This window comes from Roseibacillus persicicus, from assembly GCF_014651675.1.
Taxonomy (GTDB): Bacteria; Verrucomicrobiota; Verrucomicrobiia; order Verrucomicrobiales; family Akkermansiaceae; genus Roseibacillus; species Roseibacillus persicicus.
The window spans coordinates 1-16,770 of the sequence record NZ_BMXI01000001.1 but is presented as its reverse complement, the minus strand read 5'-3'; the positions used below and the strand labels follow the sequence as shown (position 1 = coordinate 16,770).

The following is a 16,770-nucleotide window of genomic DNA, read 5'->3' as shown; positions in this document are numbered from 1 at the left end:
TCAATTCACGGAAATGGCTTACATCTTATGGAAAAGCGAAGGAGTTACCGATCACATCATCTGTGCGCCCGCTTCGGCCAAGGGGCTGCGCTCTCCCCGGCTGAGGGAGACGTGAGCGACAAAGGGCTGACCCTTCAGGCGTTTGCGAGTGTAGACGAGTCCGTTGGAACGGCTGTCCACATAGGGATTATCAATCTGCGCGGGGTCGCCCACGAGGACCAGTTTGGAGCCTCGGGACATTCGGGTGACGATGGTCTTTGCCTCCTGGGGAGTGAGTTGTTGGGCTTCGTCCAAGACGAAGAAGCGGTTGGGAATGGAGCGTCCCCGGATGTAGCAGAGGGCTTCCACCTCGATGATGCCCTGCTCGATCAGTTTGTCGTAAGGCTTGATGCCGGTGTCTGCGGAATCATTGGCCTTTCCTTGCTTGCGGCGGGGGCCTTTGGTGGCGGGGGGGACCATCAAGAGGTCAAGGGCGTCATAAACTGGCTGCAACCAAGGGCGCATCTTTTCATCAAGTGTTCCCGGAAGAAATCCGATTCCCTCGCCCATTGCGACAACGGGTCGACTCACCGTGAGGCCATTATAATTGCGGGCGAAGACCTCGCTCAATGCGGCGGCAATCGCCACGAGGGTCTTTCCTGTTCCCGCCTGGCCATAACAAGTCACTAGAGAAATGTCGGGATTGAGGAGGGCGTCGATGAGGCACTTCTGACCCAGATTCAGCGGCTTCAGGCTGGTTCCGTTCGGGATGCGGATGGCCTCGGGAATAGCGAGCCGGACGAACTCGCCTTCCTTATTGACCCGGGCCGGCATAGTTTGCTTCGGACCGGCTTTGAGGAGAACGTATTCGTTGACGACGAGCCCCTCGGAGGCTTCTTCGTTGTAGAGTATTCCTTTGCTGGCAAAGCCCTGAAGGTCGCTGGGGCTGACTTCGACCCTTGGGAGGTCGTAGGTAGAGATTTCCTTGGGGTCGACTTTGTCGTTGAGGTAGTCCTCGCACTCGATCCCGACAGCCTTGGCCTTCAGCTGCATATTCAGGTCCTTCGTGACCACAATCACCGGTGGATTGTTGTGTTGGGCAACTAACAAAGCTGCTCCCAGGATTCGGTGGTCCACCCGGGTGCGGTCGGGGAAGACCCGGAAGAACTGCTGCATGCTCTCCGTGGTCTTTCCACAGAGATTGGGGTCAAAAACCACCAGGCGAATCGAACCGCCTCCGGCAGTGGTTACCCCGGCGGTAGGGCTCTGTCCGTTCGAGAAAAGTTGGGTTAGGGTACGGTGAACCTGACGGGCGTTGGCTCCGCGCTCGCTCTGCTCATTCTTGAAGCGGTCAAGCTCGGAGAGCACATCCGCGGGGAGGCAAATGTGGTTATCCGTGAATCGATCCAAGCATCCTGGATCGTGGAGCAAGACGTTCGTATCGAGAACAAAGTTCTTACCTAAAGTGGACGGAGCGACGAGCCCGAGTTCTTTGGCTTTTGCCTTGGTCAGGATTGGGGGTTTGCCCTTGTTAGAAGGGGAGCGGGGTGGGACTTCTTCTTCGAAAATTTGGATCTGTGATCCGTCAATGGTCTGCATAAGCGGTTCTCGGACAAAGGATAAAATTGGGAGAGTCCTGATAAAGCGAGTCTCATACACCCCTCCAGCAAGGAGGGTGCCAATCGGGACTGCTTTCCTGAAATTTTCAAGACCTATAACATTAGTCTCGGGAGGTCGCTTTGCGCAACAGATAATCCTGTCGTCTTGAAATCTGTTCGGTGAGAGCGCGGAAATCGATCTTTCCCAAAGGGGTTTTCGGCCAGTCTGTTAGAAAGACGGCGGACTGACATCGGGAGAAGGCCGGGAGCTGATTGTTCCAATGCGAAATCTCTTGGTCAAATGCCTGGGGGCCTTCGATGACGGGAAAGAGTTGGTAGCCACAGCGCTCCTCGGGAAGAGCGATCACTGTCGTGCGGCGGGAAGGAATCAGTTCGGCCAAGCCCGCGCGCAAGTTGTGGAGGTCGACGAGTTCCCCGCGAATTTTAATCTGATCATCACAGCGTCCCCGGACCTCGAGAAGGCCGTCTTTGAAATCTACTAGGTCTTTAGTAGAAAAGGGTATTTCTGTTTCGGTGAGTCCGCTCTCAGCTAGGTATCCGGCAAAGAGTCCGGGGCCGGCGATGGTGAGTTGTCCTTCCTGCCCCTTCGCCAAGACCCAGCCGGGTAAGGGGCGAAGGTGAGTATCGCCGACTTTGCTGGCAGCGATGAGGCCCGCGGTTTCGGTCATTCCATAACTTGTGACCAGTGGCCAGCCCAGTGCGATTGCTTTTGCGTGCAGAGTATTGTTTAGATGTTCGCCGCCGATGAGGGCGAGGCGAAGTTTGGGTGGGGCGGTTTGTTTTTCTTTAACGAGGTCAAAAACCTGGGTGGGGACGAGGGAGGTGATGGTGACCTTGTTTTCTCGAACCCAAAGGGAAAAGGAGGTTGCGTCCCACTTTTGTTCGAAGCGCGCCAACTGCCCGCCGGCCTGTCGGGCGCGGTGGGTGAGGCAGAATCCGCCGACATGGAACTCCGGCAGAGCTAGACCCCAGGTGTCGGAGGCCGTGCAGTGGAAGTGCGTGTTGACTGTTTCGGCGCAGATGTCGAGGCCTTCCCTACGATGGAGGATCCATTTGGGACTTCCGGTTGTTCCGCTGGTTGCAAAGAGGTAGCCCGACAGCTCCGGATGCTTGGCGGCCAAGCGCTCGCCATCTTCCCGAAGATGAGGTGGGGAGTAAACGCTGAGCATGGCTTCAACTTGGGCCCGCTCGGAGGATCGCGCAAGAGGGGACAGTCACTGCGAGAGGATTTGGCGGAGCCACTGCCGAAGGTTGTGAAAGACTTCCCCCCGCTGTTCGTCTGAAAAGGGTTCATGGCGAGCCTCAGGATAGAACCGGAATTCGAAGTTCTCGCGATTGATCGCGGACGCAAACTGTTGGCAAAACTCGGGCGGGCAGATGCGGTCGCGCCCACCTTGGGTGATTAGCAGAGGCGTTTTCTTGGGAAGCCGGTCGGGGTTTTCGCGTACCAGCTTTGAAAGGTCGATGAGCTCCCGTCCCCAGCTGAGCGAGATGCGGTTGTGGAACTGCAGGTGGTCCTTTGCCGACTCCCCGGGGAGATACTGGCGGCACATGTCAGCGGTGACTCCGGTTGAAAGGGTGATGGTTGGCAGGACGCGTGAAAGTGGACGCAGCAGAACAGGTTTCCAGGGAGCCTGCCCGGCCTCCGCCTTGAGAAGAGGAGAGCTGATCCAGCTGAAGTCCGGCGCCTGCAGTTCACCCAGAAGATAGAGCGCGAGGAGGCCTCCGACGGAATGTCCACCAAAGCCTACCGGCTTGTCGCCCGTCAATTCACGAGCTTCGCGAAGGCCCAGTTCGCTGGCTTCTTTGACAACCTGGAGAGAGGGAATATGGCCCCGCTTGCCGGGTGAGCGCCCGTGGCCGGGGAGGTCGCAGGTGGTGAAGGCGATGCCTTCCGCGATGAATTGCTCCGCAATCTCTTGATAGCGTTCGCCGTAGTCCCCTTGGCCGTGGAGAAAGAAGACGGCCCCCCGGAGAGCGCTTGTCCCAGGGCGCCATTGGTGCCAAGTCAGCTTATGTCCGCCGACTTGTTTTTCTTCAGAGTGCGGCAAGTTCGACTTCATCGAGGCTGTCAGTCAGCTCTTTGATCAAGACCAAGTCGTCATCGGAGTCGCTCTTGGTGTAGGCATGAGCCAGGTTGGAAAGGACTCTCCGCAGCATGTCGATTTGGCGGGCGGGGGCGGAAAGGGCGTCGCGACTGGTGGTTGAGATGCCAGGGTTGTTGGCGATGATTTGTTTGACCGCGAGGGTGCGGGCTTTGTTGTAGGGATCGATGACCAGGGGGCCGGAGGAGGTGTCGGTCCAGCAGAGGAAGTGCCCGGGGTAGTTGCAACCATAGACGGGAATCTTCCGGCGCTGGGCGATAAGAATGAGGATGAGGGAGAGAGAAAGGGGGTTGCCCACTCCGCGCTCGATCACGGCCGCGAGGTCGGAGTTGCGGGGGCTGTAGTAGTTCTTCTTGTTGGCCTGCAGGCGTTCTCCATCGAAGAGCCAGCTGGCCAGCGGAATGGGATCGTTTAGCTCCAACTCGGCTGACTCGTCTGCCAAATCGTCCAAGAGATCGGACATGGAAGGGCGAAGAGTGACTCCGTCGTGCAGGTAGTCGGAGATCATCCGCAGAAAGGCCTCAAAGAGATCCCAGTCACCGTCAGGATCCAAGAGGGCACGGGTCGGGGTGAACCATGCTTCCCGCAAGGCTTCGCGCCTGGCAGGTTGCAGCAGTCCGGATAGAACTTCGCGGTCTGCGATTGACAAGTCGATGCCTAATCCTGCGACCTGATCGCTCAAATCGCCGCCAAAGTTGGCAAGTTGGGCGAAGACTTCGCGTCGGACATCAGGCTGCTCATCGTCAAGCAACCGCAAAAGATAGGGCAAGGTGGTTGTCTCTTCTCTCACGTGACGGCTTTATAAGGTTTTCTTAATTTCTAACCAGCCTCGGGTGTGACTGCGAGCCCGTCATAATCGGAAGGAGCTCTTTTCGCCCTAGTTTCGCTCATCTTGGCTTTCGTCCAAGCAACTTTTTCGGAGTTTTGGGGTTGATTGGGGAATGAACCCAATTCTCTTTTCCCTCCTTCTGCTATCGCTCTGTCCTCTCGCGGCCGAAGACTACGACCCCTTGAGTAAAGAGGGAAAAGTGGAAACCAAGTTGATGAGCTTTCGATACGGAGGGCGCGAGGTGCCGCTTAAAATTTATCTGCCGGAAGACTCGAATCCCGCTCCGGTCATCTTGTTGAGTCACGGGCTGGGGGGCTCGCGCGAAGTTGGGAATTATCTCGGTCAGCACTGGGCGGGGCGGGGATTTCTGGTGGTCGCCATGCAGCATATCGGCAGCGATACCTCAGTCTGGGAGGACGCTCCATTGGGAAAGCGACGGGATGCGATGATGACGGCAGCGAATGGAAGGACTTTTCAGGACCGGATGAGGGATGTCCCCGCCACCTTGGACCAGCTGGAGAAGTGGCAGATCGAGAAAGGGCACGTCCTCTCAGGCCGAATGAATCTCGAACGAATCGGAGTGGGCGGTCATTCCTACGGAGCGGTGACGACCCAGGCCATTGCGGGGCAGCGTTTTGGCCCTCTCGGGGCCCGCTACGCGGACGAACGGATTGATGCCGCTCTGGCCCTCAGTCCCAGCGCTCCCAGGATGGGCTCGGCCGAGGCTGCTTTCTCAGGAATCAAAATGCCGATGATGCTGATGACTGGAACGAAGGATGGCAGCCCTATCGGGAGGACCGCTCCGGCGAGTCGCCGTGAAGTCTATCCCGCCTTACCGAAGGGGAATAAGTTCGAATTGGTTCTGAAAGACGCCGAACATCACGCTTTTTCTGATGCGAGGGACGGTGGGGAAAGTGACAACCCCAATCATCATCGGGTGATTCAGGCTTTGAGCACGGCCTTTTGGGAAAGTTTTCTCCGGGGAGAGCAGGAAGCTATGGAGTGGTTGCAGGGGGACGGCCCTGAGGCACTGATGGAAAAGGGTGACCTTTGGCAGAAAAAGTAGCTCTTGGGCAAAGCGGGCAGCCCGGAATGGCCGAGCTGGGGGCGGGGACGAGAGGATGGATTCTTCTCCGCAGATTGATAAACTTGCGCCGAATGGCCAGTTTTCTATCCTGCGACCCCCATGAAAGATCGTCCTACCCGCGAAATCGAGCGACAGCTGCAGGCTCTTCGCCTGCGGGTGAGGCGGGTTCAGTTGTTGCGGGGAGGGCTCTTGATGGGGGCGGTCTTTCTAGGTGGTCTCCTGCTCTCCATGGCCGCCGACTGGATTTTTGCCCCGTTGCCAGCGGGAGCGCGCTGGACAATTTTTCTTCTTTGGATGGGTGTTCTGGTCTGGGCTGGTTTTGTCGGGTTTGCGCCGTTTTTTCAAAAGCTGAGTTTGATCCGAATCGCCCGCTGGTTGGAGAACCGACATCCCGAGTTGGAGGAGCGCCTTAGCAGTGCGCTGGAACTCTCCGGGCAAAACGCCGCTTCGGCCGAGCTCCTTGAGTCCTTGGTTCAGGCCGCGGAAGAGGATGCCCTCCTTCTCGATGCTAATAATGAGGTTCGCGCGGGGAGGGGAACCAAGCGATGGCGCTGGATGGCGTCGGCTGCGGCGTTGATTCTGTTGCTGACTCTGGTTTTCGCTCCTCGGGTGGCCAGCCGTCTGATTGTCCGGTCGGTGGCTCCTTTTTCGAATTTGGGCAATGCCGGGGCCTTTCAGTTGATTCTTCGGCCCGGGGACTTGGAGGTGATGGCTGGGGGAGCGATTGAGGTCAGGCTCGATTACTCGGGAGCAGACCTGCCCGAGATCATTCTCGACCTCGCCAACGGGACTCAAGTCGCCCAGCCCTTCCGGAAGGAGAAAGAGGGATGGATCTATCGTATGGAACCGGCCCGGGAGTCTTTTTTGTATCGGGCGAGAGCAGGGCGGGCTCTGAGTGACCAATATTCCGCCACCGTTCATCCCCAGCCACGAATCCTGGCGGGCACTTTAAAGAGGGTTTTCCCTAAATACACTGGTTTGTTAGATGAGGAAGGGGATGTGGTGGAGGGCGTAGAGGCTGTCATCGGGACCGAGGTGACATTGAGCGCCCGGCTAAACACCCCAGTGCAGTCCACTTGGATCGAGCTGCCCTCAGGCCAAGAGCTTCCTTTTCATATCGAGAACTCTTCTGAAGGGGCTTCCGTCAGCGGCTCTATCTTCATGACTGGAGGATTGGTGGGGGAGGCAATATTGAGAAGCAGTCATCGTCTGGGGAATGAGGTGGAGCTGGTGCGCTTTCCTCTCCGTGCGCTTGAGGATAGAGCTCCCGAGGTGACTTTTCTCAGCCCCCAGCAAATGGAAATCAAGGTTCACCCCAGTGATGAGATTCCCCTTGGCTACGAGGTGAAAGAGGACTTTGGATTGAAATCCGTGGTGTTGGAGCTCGAGGGGGGCGGGGCCGTTCGTGAAGAGGTGGAATGTGAACTTCCTTTGAAAATCGGTTCCCTGCGCTCCGAGCTCTACAGGGGCTCGAAGAGTCTGCGGGTGGCCGAATTGATGGAACGGTTCCAAGGCACCAGTGAGGTGCGTGTGCGCTTGCGAGCCGAGGACAAGCGCCCGCCCAGACTACAAGGGCCGGGTCGCGGTTTCTCAGGTTGGCTGGTCATTCGCATCGATCAGGGCGCGCAATCGTTGGCTCAACGGGTTCTAACCGACGAGCATCGTGATGCTCGGGACGGGATCGAGAAGGCCATTCGAGCGACTCGGGAAGCGGAGCAGAAGATGCAGCAAAACCGTTCTCACTTGGTGAAAGGAGAACGCAACGAGCATTCTCAAAAGCTAACCGCCGCAACCCAAGAGAAGTTGGGCGAGGCTCAAGCTGAATTGAAGGAGCTGGCTGCCCGGATGGAGCAGGGGATTCACGCAGCCAAGGCTCCTGAGGTTGTCGAGGCTGCCGGGAAAGTTAGCAAGGCTTTGCGGTCCTTCGAGGAGGTGCCCCTTCAGGATGGTAGAGACGAGCGCCACAAGGAGATGGAGGAGGCTTTCACTCACACTCGAGAAGCGATCAAGCAACTGGAACAGATTCGCAATCAGATCGACCAAGATAAGTCGAAGGTCGACGATTTGGCCCGTCTCGAATCTCTCGCACAAAAGCAAAGAGAGTTGGCTCGGCAGGCGAACAAGCAGGCTGAGAAACTTCCACAGGAAAAAGACTTCACGCAATGGCAGGAAAAACAAAAGGCGGTGGCCGAGGAAGTGAAGTCTCAACTCTGGAATCGCCCCGAGGCGATGGCCGAGGTCCTGGGGCAGCAGGCAGAAGAAGCTCGTGAGTTGGCGGAGAAGTCCCGCGATATCGCCGCGGAGCAGAAAGCGCTTTCGGAATTGGCGGGAGCGATCGAACAAGGAGAAGATGTTCAATCTGAGAGCGAGCAAGACGTTCGCGAGCAAATTAAGCAGGCTCAGCAGAGTCTGGCTCAGGATATCTCGAAGGCTTCTCACGACGGCGAACGAGTCGATGGAGTCAAAGAGTCTCTCAAAGAGGCTGCACGGGAAGCTCGCGAAATGGTTGGGCAAATTGCTCAAAAGAAAGATGAGCAAGCCATGCAATCAGCCGAACGGTCTGAGGGGAGCTTGCGAAAAGCGTCCGACCTTTCGGCAGGCAACGAGGCCTCGGGCAATCCTCGGCCTTCCTCGAGTGAGCTGAGCGACCTTGCGGACCGCCAAGAGGCGCTCGCTTTATCTGCGGAGGCTCTGGCGAACGACGATCCGATGAAGGCGGCCAAGCTCTTGGCTGAATCCCAGCAGGCTCGCTCGGAGCGAAGCGCCGAAAAGCTGGAAGAGTTGCTGGAGACAGAGCAAGGCTCTATCGCCGGAGAAATCCAGAAGCAGTTGACCCAAGCTCGCGAGGCAATGAGCCCTCTCGCCAATGAATGGTCCGAGGCGGCTGCTCGTGCTCAGAACGCGAAAGAGGCTTTTCAAAATAAATCGCTTCCAGCCGCAGCTGAGGAGGCGGGTGAATCGGCCGAGTCTCTGAAAACCACCGCAGCAAAAGCGCAAGAGCTGGCGAAGTCCGGGTCCGTGAAAGCGTCAGCTGCCACAGAGGAGCTCTCCAAGCTGGCTGAACGTCAGGAACAGGTCGCGAAGGCTGCCCAAGCCTTGTCTGCAGGCCAGATGAAGGAGGCATTGACTCAATTGCAGGAGCTGTCGCAGGCCGAGGCTTCCTCACTAAGAGGGAAAATTCAATCGATACCCCAGTTGCACGGTTCTGCCCTCGGCCAAGCCGGGCATGAATCTCAACGGGGAGAACAGCAGGCAAAGCAAGCCTACCAAGAGGCCGGGCAGGGAAACTTGGGACAGGCTGTTAGACAACATGGGGAAGCGGAGCGGTCTTTTGAAAAGACAGCCTCTTCTCTGGAGAAAGCGGCCCGCCAACTTGCGGAGCAAGCTCAGAAAGCGGCCCAACAACCGGAACGCCAGCACTTGGCTCCAACTGCGGTGGGTGAAATGGCGGAGGCCTTTCAAAGGACAGGACAAGCTGCGAGGGAGGAGGGCGCAGCCGGGGCCGCCAAGCGAGCATCGCAAGCCGCGAAAGCACTCGCCGAAGCCGCGCAGTCCAGTCGACAGCAGATGCAAGGGCGGAGTCCTGCTCAACCGAGTGCGCCCGATCAGCGAGACCAGCCCACCGGTATGCCCGGAGAGGACGCGACTGACGTTCCCATGCGGCAAGAGGAGCAAGCCGGGGGAGTACCGCCTGAGCTGGCCAGGCTGGGAATCGATGCCGAAGATTGGGAGAAGATTCAGAACAGTCTCAACAAGGATGTCGGGGGAGAAGGCGACCCCGAAGTTCCCGCCGACTATCGAGGGTTGGTGAAGGACTACTTCCAAACCATGAGCGAACAATGATGCACCGTCCTATATTCCTTTCTGCCATTTTTGGGTTTAGCTTCTTGTTCGCCCTTTCCGTGCGAGCGCAGGGGCCCGTCGATCCCGTCTTTGCCAAGTGGCAGGAAAAGGTCGACCCCGCAGTGGGGCGAGGTCTCGACTACCTGGCTCGCGCTCAGAATGAAGATGGTTCGTTCCCTCACAATTACGGGCGCTCGGTGGGCATTCCGGCGCTTGCGGGGATGGCCTTTCTCTCAAGGGGACATCTACCTACAGAGGGTCCCTATGCGGAAAATATCAATCTTTGCATCGATTGGGTTGTTCGTCACCAGAATGAGCAGGGTGTGCTCGACAATGGGGACGCCGGCCACGGGCCGATGTATGCTCACAATATTGCGACTCTCTTTCTATCCGAGGTCAGCGGGATGGTGGATCCCGAGCGACAGGCGAAAATTTCCCAAGTCCTACCCAAGGCTCTTGCCCTGATTTTACGGGCGCAGCAGGTGAAGAAGGATGAGCGCAATCAGGGGGGGTGGCGCTATCATCCCGATTCCCACGACAGCGATACCTCGTGCAGCGGGTGGGCCTTGATGGCCTTACGGTCGGCCAAGCTGAATGGAGCGGCTGTTCCGGATCAGGCGATTGCTGATGCGGTGGCCTACCTCGAGCGTCACCAACATCCGGAAAAGGGGACCTTTGGTTACAGCGGACGGGAGGATCATGCCAAGAGTTTAACTGGAATGGGGCTCCTGTGTCTGGAATTGACCGGACGCCACGGTTCTCCCGCTACTATCGCGGCGGCAGATTACGTTCTTCAGACCTACCGCGACCTTCCGGGCAGACAGTACGAATTCTACGGAATCTACTACAACGCCCAAGGATTGTTCCAAGTCGGCGGGAAATACTGGAATGAGTTCGCGCCTTGGCTCTATGAAACTTATCTTGGGAAACAGCAACCGGAGGGCTCTTGGGACAGTAAGACCGCGGGCCGGATTTACGGCACTTCCATGATGGTCCTGGCCTTCACCGTACCCCATCGACAGCTACCTATTTATCAGCGAGATGAGACTGTAGATGAAGAGGAATAAGGTTTATTGTTCATCTTCTTTTGATTTAGGCTATTGTGATGGTTTTCTGGGAAGAGCTAATCTGTCGCCTATGAGTTGAAGAATAGGTAGAACTCGTTTTGTTTGAAAAGGCGAAAGAGTTTCTCACCCGGTTCGTATAATGCCCTTGTGAAGACAATCTCCATGATGCTCCTCGGGCTAGTGGTCGCGCTAATGACGAGTTGTGTTCAGCAACATGTTATGGAATCGGTGACTGAGCACTCCATAGTTGAGGGCGCGCGATATGCCGATGAAGTGACCGCCCAATCTCCGTTCGATACGGTGGAGATGAGCTGGAGCGAAGCTGCAGAGCTGATGAAAGAGCGGAATAATGATTACCGCAAGGCCTCAACCGCCTATCAGAAAGCCAACGAAGAGCAGCCGGTGATTCAGCAGTTGACCCAGAATGTGAAGGGGACCGTCAAGGTGTCTGTAGGAGATGCTCTGAAGCCTCAGTCATTGCTCAAAATGTTAAATGAACCGGTTACGCAAATCCCCAAGCAGCTGGCTTCGTTGAGTAAGATAAAAGATATCTCACATAATGCGGAGGCAGATGCATGGAAGCATACCGCGGTCTCTGTAGATGCCGAGATCAAGATGCGCGAAAATAAGGTCAAGTTGCAGAGTCTCTTGCGGACTGGGGAGCTGATTGACAACGAAATTGAAAAGCTTGCGGAAGCGCCCCCGCTACCCAAAGACGCCGATCCCAAGGTCGCTCAGTCGGTGAAAAAGTGGGAACAGAATCTGAAGACCGAGCGCAACAAGTGGCTGGACCAGGTCCGCAATTTCTTCAACGCCGAGTATGGTGACGTGCAGTTTGTGAAAGATAGCTCGAGTCTCCCTACTTATCAAAATGTGGACCGACCCGATCTATCCAAATGGGAGCGGTGGTGCCAGCTCAGTCGCTCCAAGGAACTGGTCGCCAGTCTCACCAAGCTTCACCAGAAGGAGAAGCCTGCCCTCCCGGGGACCAGTCTGGTTACCAATCGAATCAGCTCGATGTTAAAGCCCGGTGAGGATGATTCCAGTTTGGTTCGGAATGATGAGTCGGTGAGGAATGAGGCTCGTCAATTGATTCAAAACTGGCGCGAGATGAAAGAAGCTCAGGAGAAAGCCGAACAATTGGAAGCCGAAGAGAAGTCCGCGTCCTTTGCCAGCTTGGCGAATGTAGCCAAGCGTCAAACCATCTTCAATCTCCGCCGTCAGGAGATCCAGCACGCCTCCGTGGTCTGGATGATGGATGAGCAATGTTGGTAGGAGCGCGTTCTGACAGAACGGCTTGCTGCCGCTCTCGAAATTGTTGCCAAGACTTTGCTCGCTTGGTCTGTCCGTGAGCGGACGGCGTGCCTGATTGACCGGAAAGATCAATCTCCCTCCATTGCCTTCAGCATAATTTCCAGAGCGCCACCGCTCATGGTGATTTCGCGAGCGAGGCATGCCAACGAGGCCGCCATGAGCAGCAGGGCGACGATAAACGCCACGCTCCCTATCGCGGCCAGACTGGCGATGATCGAGAGCATGGCTACCACGCACAAGAACAAGCTGATAGCTCCTAAAAGCTGCATCCAGCGGATCAAGACCAAACGCTGCCGGAGGTTGGTGATCTGGGCATACAGAAGGTCGTCTTTATTTTCGCTCCAAGAACTATGCAAATTTCGCACTAGGGCCGAGAGGTGAAGAAAGCGGTTGGTGTAGGAAAGAAAGAGCAAGCTGATCGCGGGGAAAAGCAGTGCCGGGGTAGAAATTTCGAGAGCCATAGCGGAGGGGAGTTTAGCGTTGGGAAGACTAGAATCCGATTGCAGAATTTCAAGAGGGTGCAATCTTGAGGTATGAATCTGGTAACAATCATTTCAAGTTGTCTCCTCGCCCTGACAGCCACTGCGGCTCTGATGGCGGACGAGCAGAAGCCAAAGGAAGAGGTTAGGAAGGTTGCGACGCCAGTGCTGAAGGCTGTCACCGGAGCGGAGGCCAAGTCCTTGGTCACGGGAGAGAATGCTCCCATTGTCATCGACATCCGCACTGCTGAGGAGTTCAAGGAGGGCCACATTGAGGGTGCCCAACGGATTGAATTCGGGACCGCGGGTTTCAAGGATGAGCTTGCCAAATTAGATAAAAGTAAAGCCTACCTATTCCACTGCCGCAGCGGAGGCCGCAGCAACAAGTCCTTGCCCATTTGGAAGGAGCTGGGTTTCCAGAAACTCTATCATCTGGACTCAGGAATTCAGGGATGGAAGAAGGCCGGCGGCGAAGTGGTCGAGGGACAATAAGGGGGCCCGCTACTGCCTGACCGACTTCGCAGCTTGTGATTATCGCTGAATTGCGCTCTTGATGAGAGGTGTTCCGGCCGTTCATCCTACTTCTTTTTTGTTCTTCGTTCCTACCGCTGTCAGGGGAAAGCCCGATTGAAAGGGTGGTCTTTGTTTCTTGCTTCAAGGAATCAAAGAAAGCGCCCGCGATGGCGCAAATCGCCCGGAGTCGGCCAGATGTCTTCATCTGGATGGGAGACAATATTTATGGGGATAGCGAAGATATGGCCGTGCTCCGCAAGAAGTATCAGGTCGCGGCGAGCAATCCTGACTACGTAAAGATTCAGGACAGTGCCCGGGTGATAGGGACTTGGGACGATCATGATTTTGGCAAAAATGACGTCGGTCGTGAGTTTGCGAAAAAGAGAGAATCCCAACAGGAGTTCCTTGATTTTCTGAAGGTGGCTCCCGACAGCCCCCGTCGAAAGAGGGAAGGGGTCTACGCCAAGCACGACTTTGGACCACAGGGTCGGCAAGTGCGTGTTATTCTCTTGGACACGCGTTACCATCGAGACGCGATTGGCAGCAACGGTACCATTCTTGGCGAGGAACAATGGCGTTGGTTGGAGCGCTCTCTGCGGGAGAGCCCTGCCGAGGTGAACTTGCTCGTTTCCTCAATTCAGGTCTTGCCGAGTGAGCATCGCTTCGAGAAGTGGGCTGACTTTCCAGAGGAGAAGGCCCGCCTGTTGGCGCTGCTGGCGGAGGAAAAGGTCCCGCCTGTGTTGATTTTGTCGGGTGACCGGCATCTGGGGGAGATTTCCCTGAAAGACCAGGGCAGTTCCTATCCTCTCTATGAAGTGACCTCGAGTAGCCTCAATTCCAGCTTTGGCGGAAATTCCAAGGAGGTAAATCGTCTGCGAGTGGGCGAAAATTTCGGGCGCAACAACTTTGGAATGCTCACTTTGAGCTGGGGAGGGGATTTTCCCGTGATTGAAGCGGCAGTTTGTGATGAAAATGGTGAAAAAGTATTAAAGGCTAAGTTTTCCCTACAAAAAAGCAGCCCAAAATAGCTTGAAGTGGAATGATTCTAATTTTTGAGTGCAAAAAGAGGTCTCAGTTGGGGCTGGCATTTGGGAAAGTTCGCAGTAAGGTTTCCACACAGTCATTCGTTTGACTGTCTGGCAGAGGGGCGTGAGTCACACCTGGGCTGCCATTAACCAACTACCATCAACATGGCATTGAATATACCGTTTCATCGGGTCAATTGGGTCAATACAGTCTTCCTCCTCATCATCAGTCTCTTGGCTGTTGTGGGAGCTCCTATCTACCTCATCGCTCACGATTTGAGCTGGCAGCTTTGGGCAATGTTCTCCTTCTACGTCATAGCAACGGGGATGAGCATCACTCTTGGTTATCACCGTCTTTTCTCCCACCTTTCGTTCAAGGCCAAGTGGCCGGTTCGTCTTTTCACACTCGTTTTCGGCTCCTGCGCTTTTGAGAACTCGGTTCTCAATTGGGCATCCGACCACCGCCGTCATCACAAGCACGTTGATGATGATGATGATCCTTACAATATCCACAACGGCTTCCTCTGGGCGCACATGGGTTGGATTCTTTTCAAAGTAAATCCCGAGCCCCCTCTCGATAACGTAGCCGACCTCCGCAAGGACAAGCTGGTGATGTGGCAGCACAAATTCGACAAGGTGATTGCCGGAGTAGTTGGTCTGCTTCTGCCCGCAGTGGTTGGGTTCTTCCTTGGAGGCTGGACAATGGCACTCGGTGGCTTTTTGGTTGTTGGCGCGTTGCGCGTCTTTGTGGTTCAGCAGTCTACGTTTTTCATTAACAGTCTTTGCCACTGTGTTGGCAAGCGTCCTTACTCCAGCCGGTGCAGTGCTCGCGATAGCTTCTTGATGTCTCTTTTCACTTTTGGCGAGGGTTATCACAACTATCACCACGAGTTTCAGCACGACTATCGCAACGGGGTGAAGCCTTGGAACTTTGACCCCACCAAGTGGGCGATCTGGACTCTCACCAAACTGGGCCTGGCGTCCAACCTGCGTCGTGTTTCCCAGACCCGTATTCTACTTGCAGAGATGGCTGAAGCCCGTCGCCACACTGAAAACAAGCTTGCGTCCCTGGAGGCATCCGGCGCAAAGATTTGCGAGACCACTCTCAAGACAGTGAAGGAAATGCAGGAAAAGCTGACCACCGCTTATCACGAATTGGAGGCTCAGGCCGCCCAACGTGCGGAAGCATCGCGTGAGACAATCGTGCGTTGGCGCGCGGAGACCCAAAATCTTCTCGACCGGCTTTCCCAACTACGTCCACTTCCAGTCTAAAGGAAGCTGAGCACAAACGTTTGATTTCAAGGCCCGAAGGAATTCCTTCGGGTTTTTTCTTTGAGAGTGGGGGGCTTTCGCAGCGGATGAGTGCTTTTTCTTCCTGAGGAATTCTCTTGTTTTCCCAAGGTATTCTGTCACCTCTTCTTATGTCGCCCCCGACTAGGTAGTTTAACCCATGAGGGAGATTTTGTCGTGAGGCATTAGCTGGCGGAGTCTCTTCACTCAATCTTGGGCAGAAGTGGTCCCGTCGAACCACTGGTGTGGGGCGAGCACTGATATTATGAAAATGTATGTGGGGAATCTCCCCTTCTCGACCACGGACGACGAATTGAAAGAACTCTTCGGCGAATTCGGTGGCGTCACTGACGTCCACATCCCTGAAGACCGCGAATCCGGGCGTCCCCGTGGTTTCGCCTTCGTAACAATGGACTCCAAGGAAGCCATGATTAGCGCAATCAAGGACCTTGATGGTGCCGAATTCGGAGGCCGTAACCTCCGTGTGAACGAAGCCAAGCCCCGTGAAGACCGCGGTGGTGGTGGTGGTGGTGGCGGCCGTGGTGGTCGCGACAACCGTGGTGGCGGCGGTGGCCGTGACCGTGGTGGTGATCGCTGGTAAGCGTTCTACCGATTAGTTTAATCTCTTTTTGGCAGGCTGACTTCTCTTCGAAGTCAGCCTTTTTGGTGCTTGTGACCCGACGGTCAGGGTTGCCATTCGAGGAGGAACTTCTGGTCCTCCTCCGAGAGGTCCGAGATCTGGATCTCGTGGCTGCGGCCTTTGACTAGAATCGTCAGTTTGTCTCCGTCCTTATCCATCAATTTTGCAAGAAGGGTACGGCCCTCCTTGTCTGTTAGAAGTCGCTCTGGCGGGGCCTTGAGCTTACTTCCTCCGGTGGCGGCTCCCGCTTTCGGACTCTCCTTGGGGTTGTCTTTCCAAGCTGTCCGCAGACCGACGTCTTTATGGACGAAGAGAATGCGGTCGAAGTTGAAGTTCTTCGAGCGGCCGTGGATGATGAGTTCGTAGACTTCTCCTTCTTTGAAGTGATACTGGGCCGCATACTTTTTGTGGGAGACATCCAGTTGCCTGGTCCAACCCCAACCATCCGGATTGCCCCCATACATCTTGGTGTCTTCTTTCAAGACCTTGAGCGGGACTTCGCCACCTGATTCGAAGTCTCCTTTGACTGCCACGTAGCAATCATTGGAGATGTCAGCTCTCTTGGACTCCAAGCGTTTTCGCGCCCGCAAGGTGAGTTCGTAGATGCCTTCTTTCTTGATTTGGAATTGATACTTCAGTGGGGATTCGGGAGGCCCGCTTTCCGCTTTATTGCCGGTGAACTCGAGATGACATTCCCCCATGTAGTCGTCGACGTCGGTCTTTTCGATCCAATCACCCAGACGTGAAGAGGTCGATTCTGCCTCGATGGCTACGATGCCACTCTTTTCTAAAAAGATAGGATTGGCGGAAAGGTTGCCGAATCCGATTAGGAGAATGGAGCTGACCAAAGGTAAATTCTTCTTCATCAGGTTATTTAGACCGTTTTTCAAATGAACTTGCCGTTATTCGGAGTAAGGATTGCAGACTGATTTAAGAACATCAGGTTCCTTGAGGAGCGCTCGGATGGATTGAAAAACCTT

The 16,770-nt window shown here is 55.6% G+C and carries 14 protein-coding genes; 8 read left to right on the top strand and 6 right to left on the bottom strand.

Features of this window, described 5'->3' with window-relative positions:
* Positions 1–51 precede the first annotated feature (51 nt).
* From IE099_RS00070 to IE099_RS00055, 4 genes are all read right to left on the bottom strand, one after another.
* Positions 52–1,578: a PhoH family protein gene (locus IE099_RS00070; RefSeq protein ID WP_189566118.1), complete on the bottom strand. Its 1,527-nt coding sequence runs from the start codon at positions 1,576–1,578 to the stop codon at positions 52–54.
* A gap of 121 nt (positions 1,579–1,699) precedes the next feature.
* Positions 1,700–2,767, bottom strand: a complete 1,068-nt coding sequence (locus IE099_RS00065; RefSeq protein WP_189566116.1) for an AMP-binding protein — start codon at positions 2,765–2,767, stop codon at positions 1,700–1,702.
* A 45-nt stretch (positions 2,768–2,812) separates the two neighbouring features.
* Positions 2,813–3,661 (bottom strand): alpha/beta fold hydrolase, encoded by an 849-nt coding sequence (locus IE099_RS00060; RefSeq protein ID WP_189566114.1) that lies wholly within the window; start codon positions 3,659–3,661, stop codon positions 2,813–2,815.
* Positions 3,636–4,493 carry a transglutaminase family protein gene (locus IE099_RS00055; RefSeq protein ID WP_189566113.1) on the bottom strand — a complete coding sequence of 286 codons (858 nt, stop codon included), beginning with the start codon at positions 4,491–4,493 and terminating at the stop codon, positions 3,636–3,638. The genes IE099_RS00060 and IE099_RS00055 overlap by 26 nt, the downstream gene beginning before the upstream one ends.
* 151 nt (positions 4,494–4,644) lie before the next feature.
* Between IE099_RS00055 and IE099_RS00050 the strand changes: the two genes are divergently transcribed.
* The 4 genes from IE099_RS00050 to IE099_RS00035 all read left to right on the top strand — a co-directional run bounded on the left by IE099_RS00050 (position 4,645) and on the right by IE099_RS00035 (position 11,804).
* A complete protein-coding gene (locus tag IE099_RS00050) occupies positions 4,645–5,598 on the top strand; it encodes an alpha/beta hydrolase family protein (RefSeq protein WP_189566110.1) in 954 nt (317 codons plus the stop codon).
* A 120-nt stretch (positions 5,599–5,718) separates the two neighbouring features.
* Positions 5,719–9,462: a hypothetical protein gene (locus IE099_RS00045; protein ID WP_189566108.1), complete on the top strand. Its 3,744-nt coding sequence runs from the start codon at positions 5,719–5,721 to the stop codon at positions 9,460–9,462.
* Positions 9,459–10,529 carry a prenyltransferase/squalene oxidase repeat-containing protein gene (locus IE099_RS00040; protein ID WP_189566106.1) on the top strand — a complete coding sequence of 357 codons (1,071 nt, stop codon included), beginning with the start codon at positions 9,459–9,461 and terminating at the stop codon, positions 10,527–10,529. Before IE099_RS00045 ends, IE099_RS00040 begins: the two co-directional genes overlap by 4 nt.
* Before the next feature lie 147 nt (positions 10,530–10,676).
* The gene (locus IE099_RS00035) at positions 10,677–11,804 is read left to right on the top strand and encodes a hypothetical protein (RefSeq protein WP_189566105.1); all 1,128 of its coding nucleotides are present in this window, start codon (positions 10,677–10,679) and stop codon (positions 11,802–11,804) included.
* Between the two features lie 107 nt (positions 11,805–11,911).
* On the opposite strand, the gene IE099_RS00030 is transcribed toward IE099_RS00035, so the two are convergent.
* Positions 11,912–12,304, bottom strand: a complete 393-nt coding sequence (locus IE099_RS00030; RefSeq protein WP_189566103.1) for a DUF2721 domain-containing protein — start codon at positions 12,302–12,304, stop codon at positions 11,912–11,914.
* A 72-nt stretch (positions 12,305–12,376) separates the two neighbouring features.
* Between IE099_RS00030 and IE099_RS00025 the strand changes: the two genes are divergently transcribed.
* The 4 genes from IE099_RS00025 (at position 12,377) to IE099_RS00010 (ending at position 15,751) form a co-directional block, all read left to right on the top strand.
* On the top strand, positions 12,377–12,814 hold the full coding sequence (locus IE099_RS00025) for a rhodanese-like domain-containing protein (protein ID WP_189566100.1): 438 nt from the start codon (positions 12,377–12,379) through the stop codon (positions 12,812–12,814).
* 68 nt (positions 12,815–12,882) lie between these two features.
* Complete coding sequence (locus IE099_RS00020; RefSeq protein WP_308428513.1) at positions 12,883–13,863, top strand: alkaline phosphatase D family protein; 981 nt, start codon at positions 12,883–12,885, stop codon at positions 13,861–13,863.
* A 162-nt stretch (positions 13,864–14,025) separates the two neighbouring features.
* Positions 14,026–15,132: an acyl-CoA desaturase gene (locus tag IE099_RS00015; RefSeq protein ID WP_189566098.1), complete on the top strand. Its 1,107-nt coding sequence runs from the start codon at positions 14,026–14,028 to the stop codon at positions 15,130–15,132.
* 283 nt (positions 15,133–15,415) lie between these two features.
* Positions 15,416–15,751, top strand: a complete 336-nt coding sequence (locus IE099_RS00010; RefSeq protein ID WP_189566097.1) for an RNA recognition motif domain-containing protein — start codon at positions 15,416–15,418, stop codon at positions 15,749–15,751.
* A gap of 83 nt (positions 15,752–15,834) precedes the next feature.
* Here the strand turns inward: IE099_RS00010 and IE099_RS00005 are convergent, their stop codons facing one another.
* Positions 15,835–16,656: a hypothetical protein gene (locus IE099_RS00005; RefSeq protein ID WP_189566096.1), complete on the bottom strand. Its 822-nt coding sequence runs from the start codon at positions 16,654–16,656 to the stop codon at positions 15,835–15,837.
* Between the last annotated feature and the right edge of the window lie 114 nt (positions 16,657–16,770).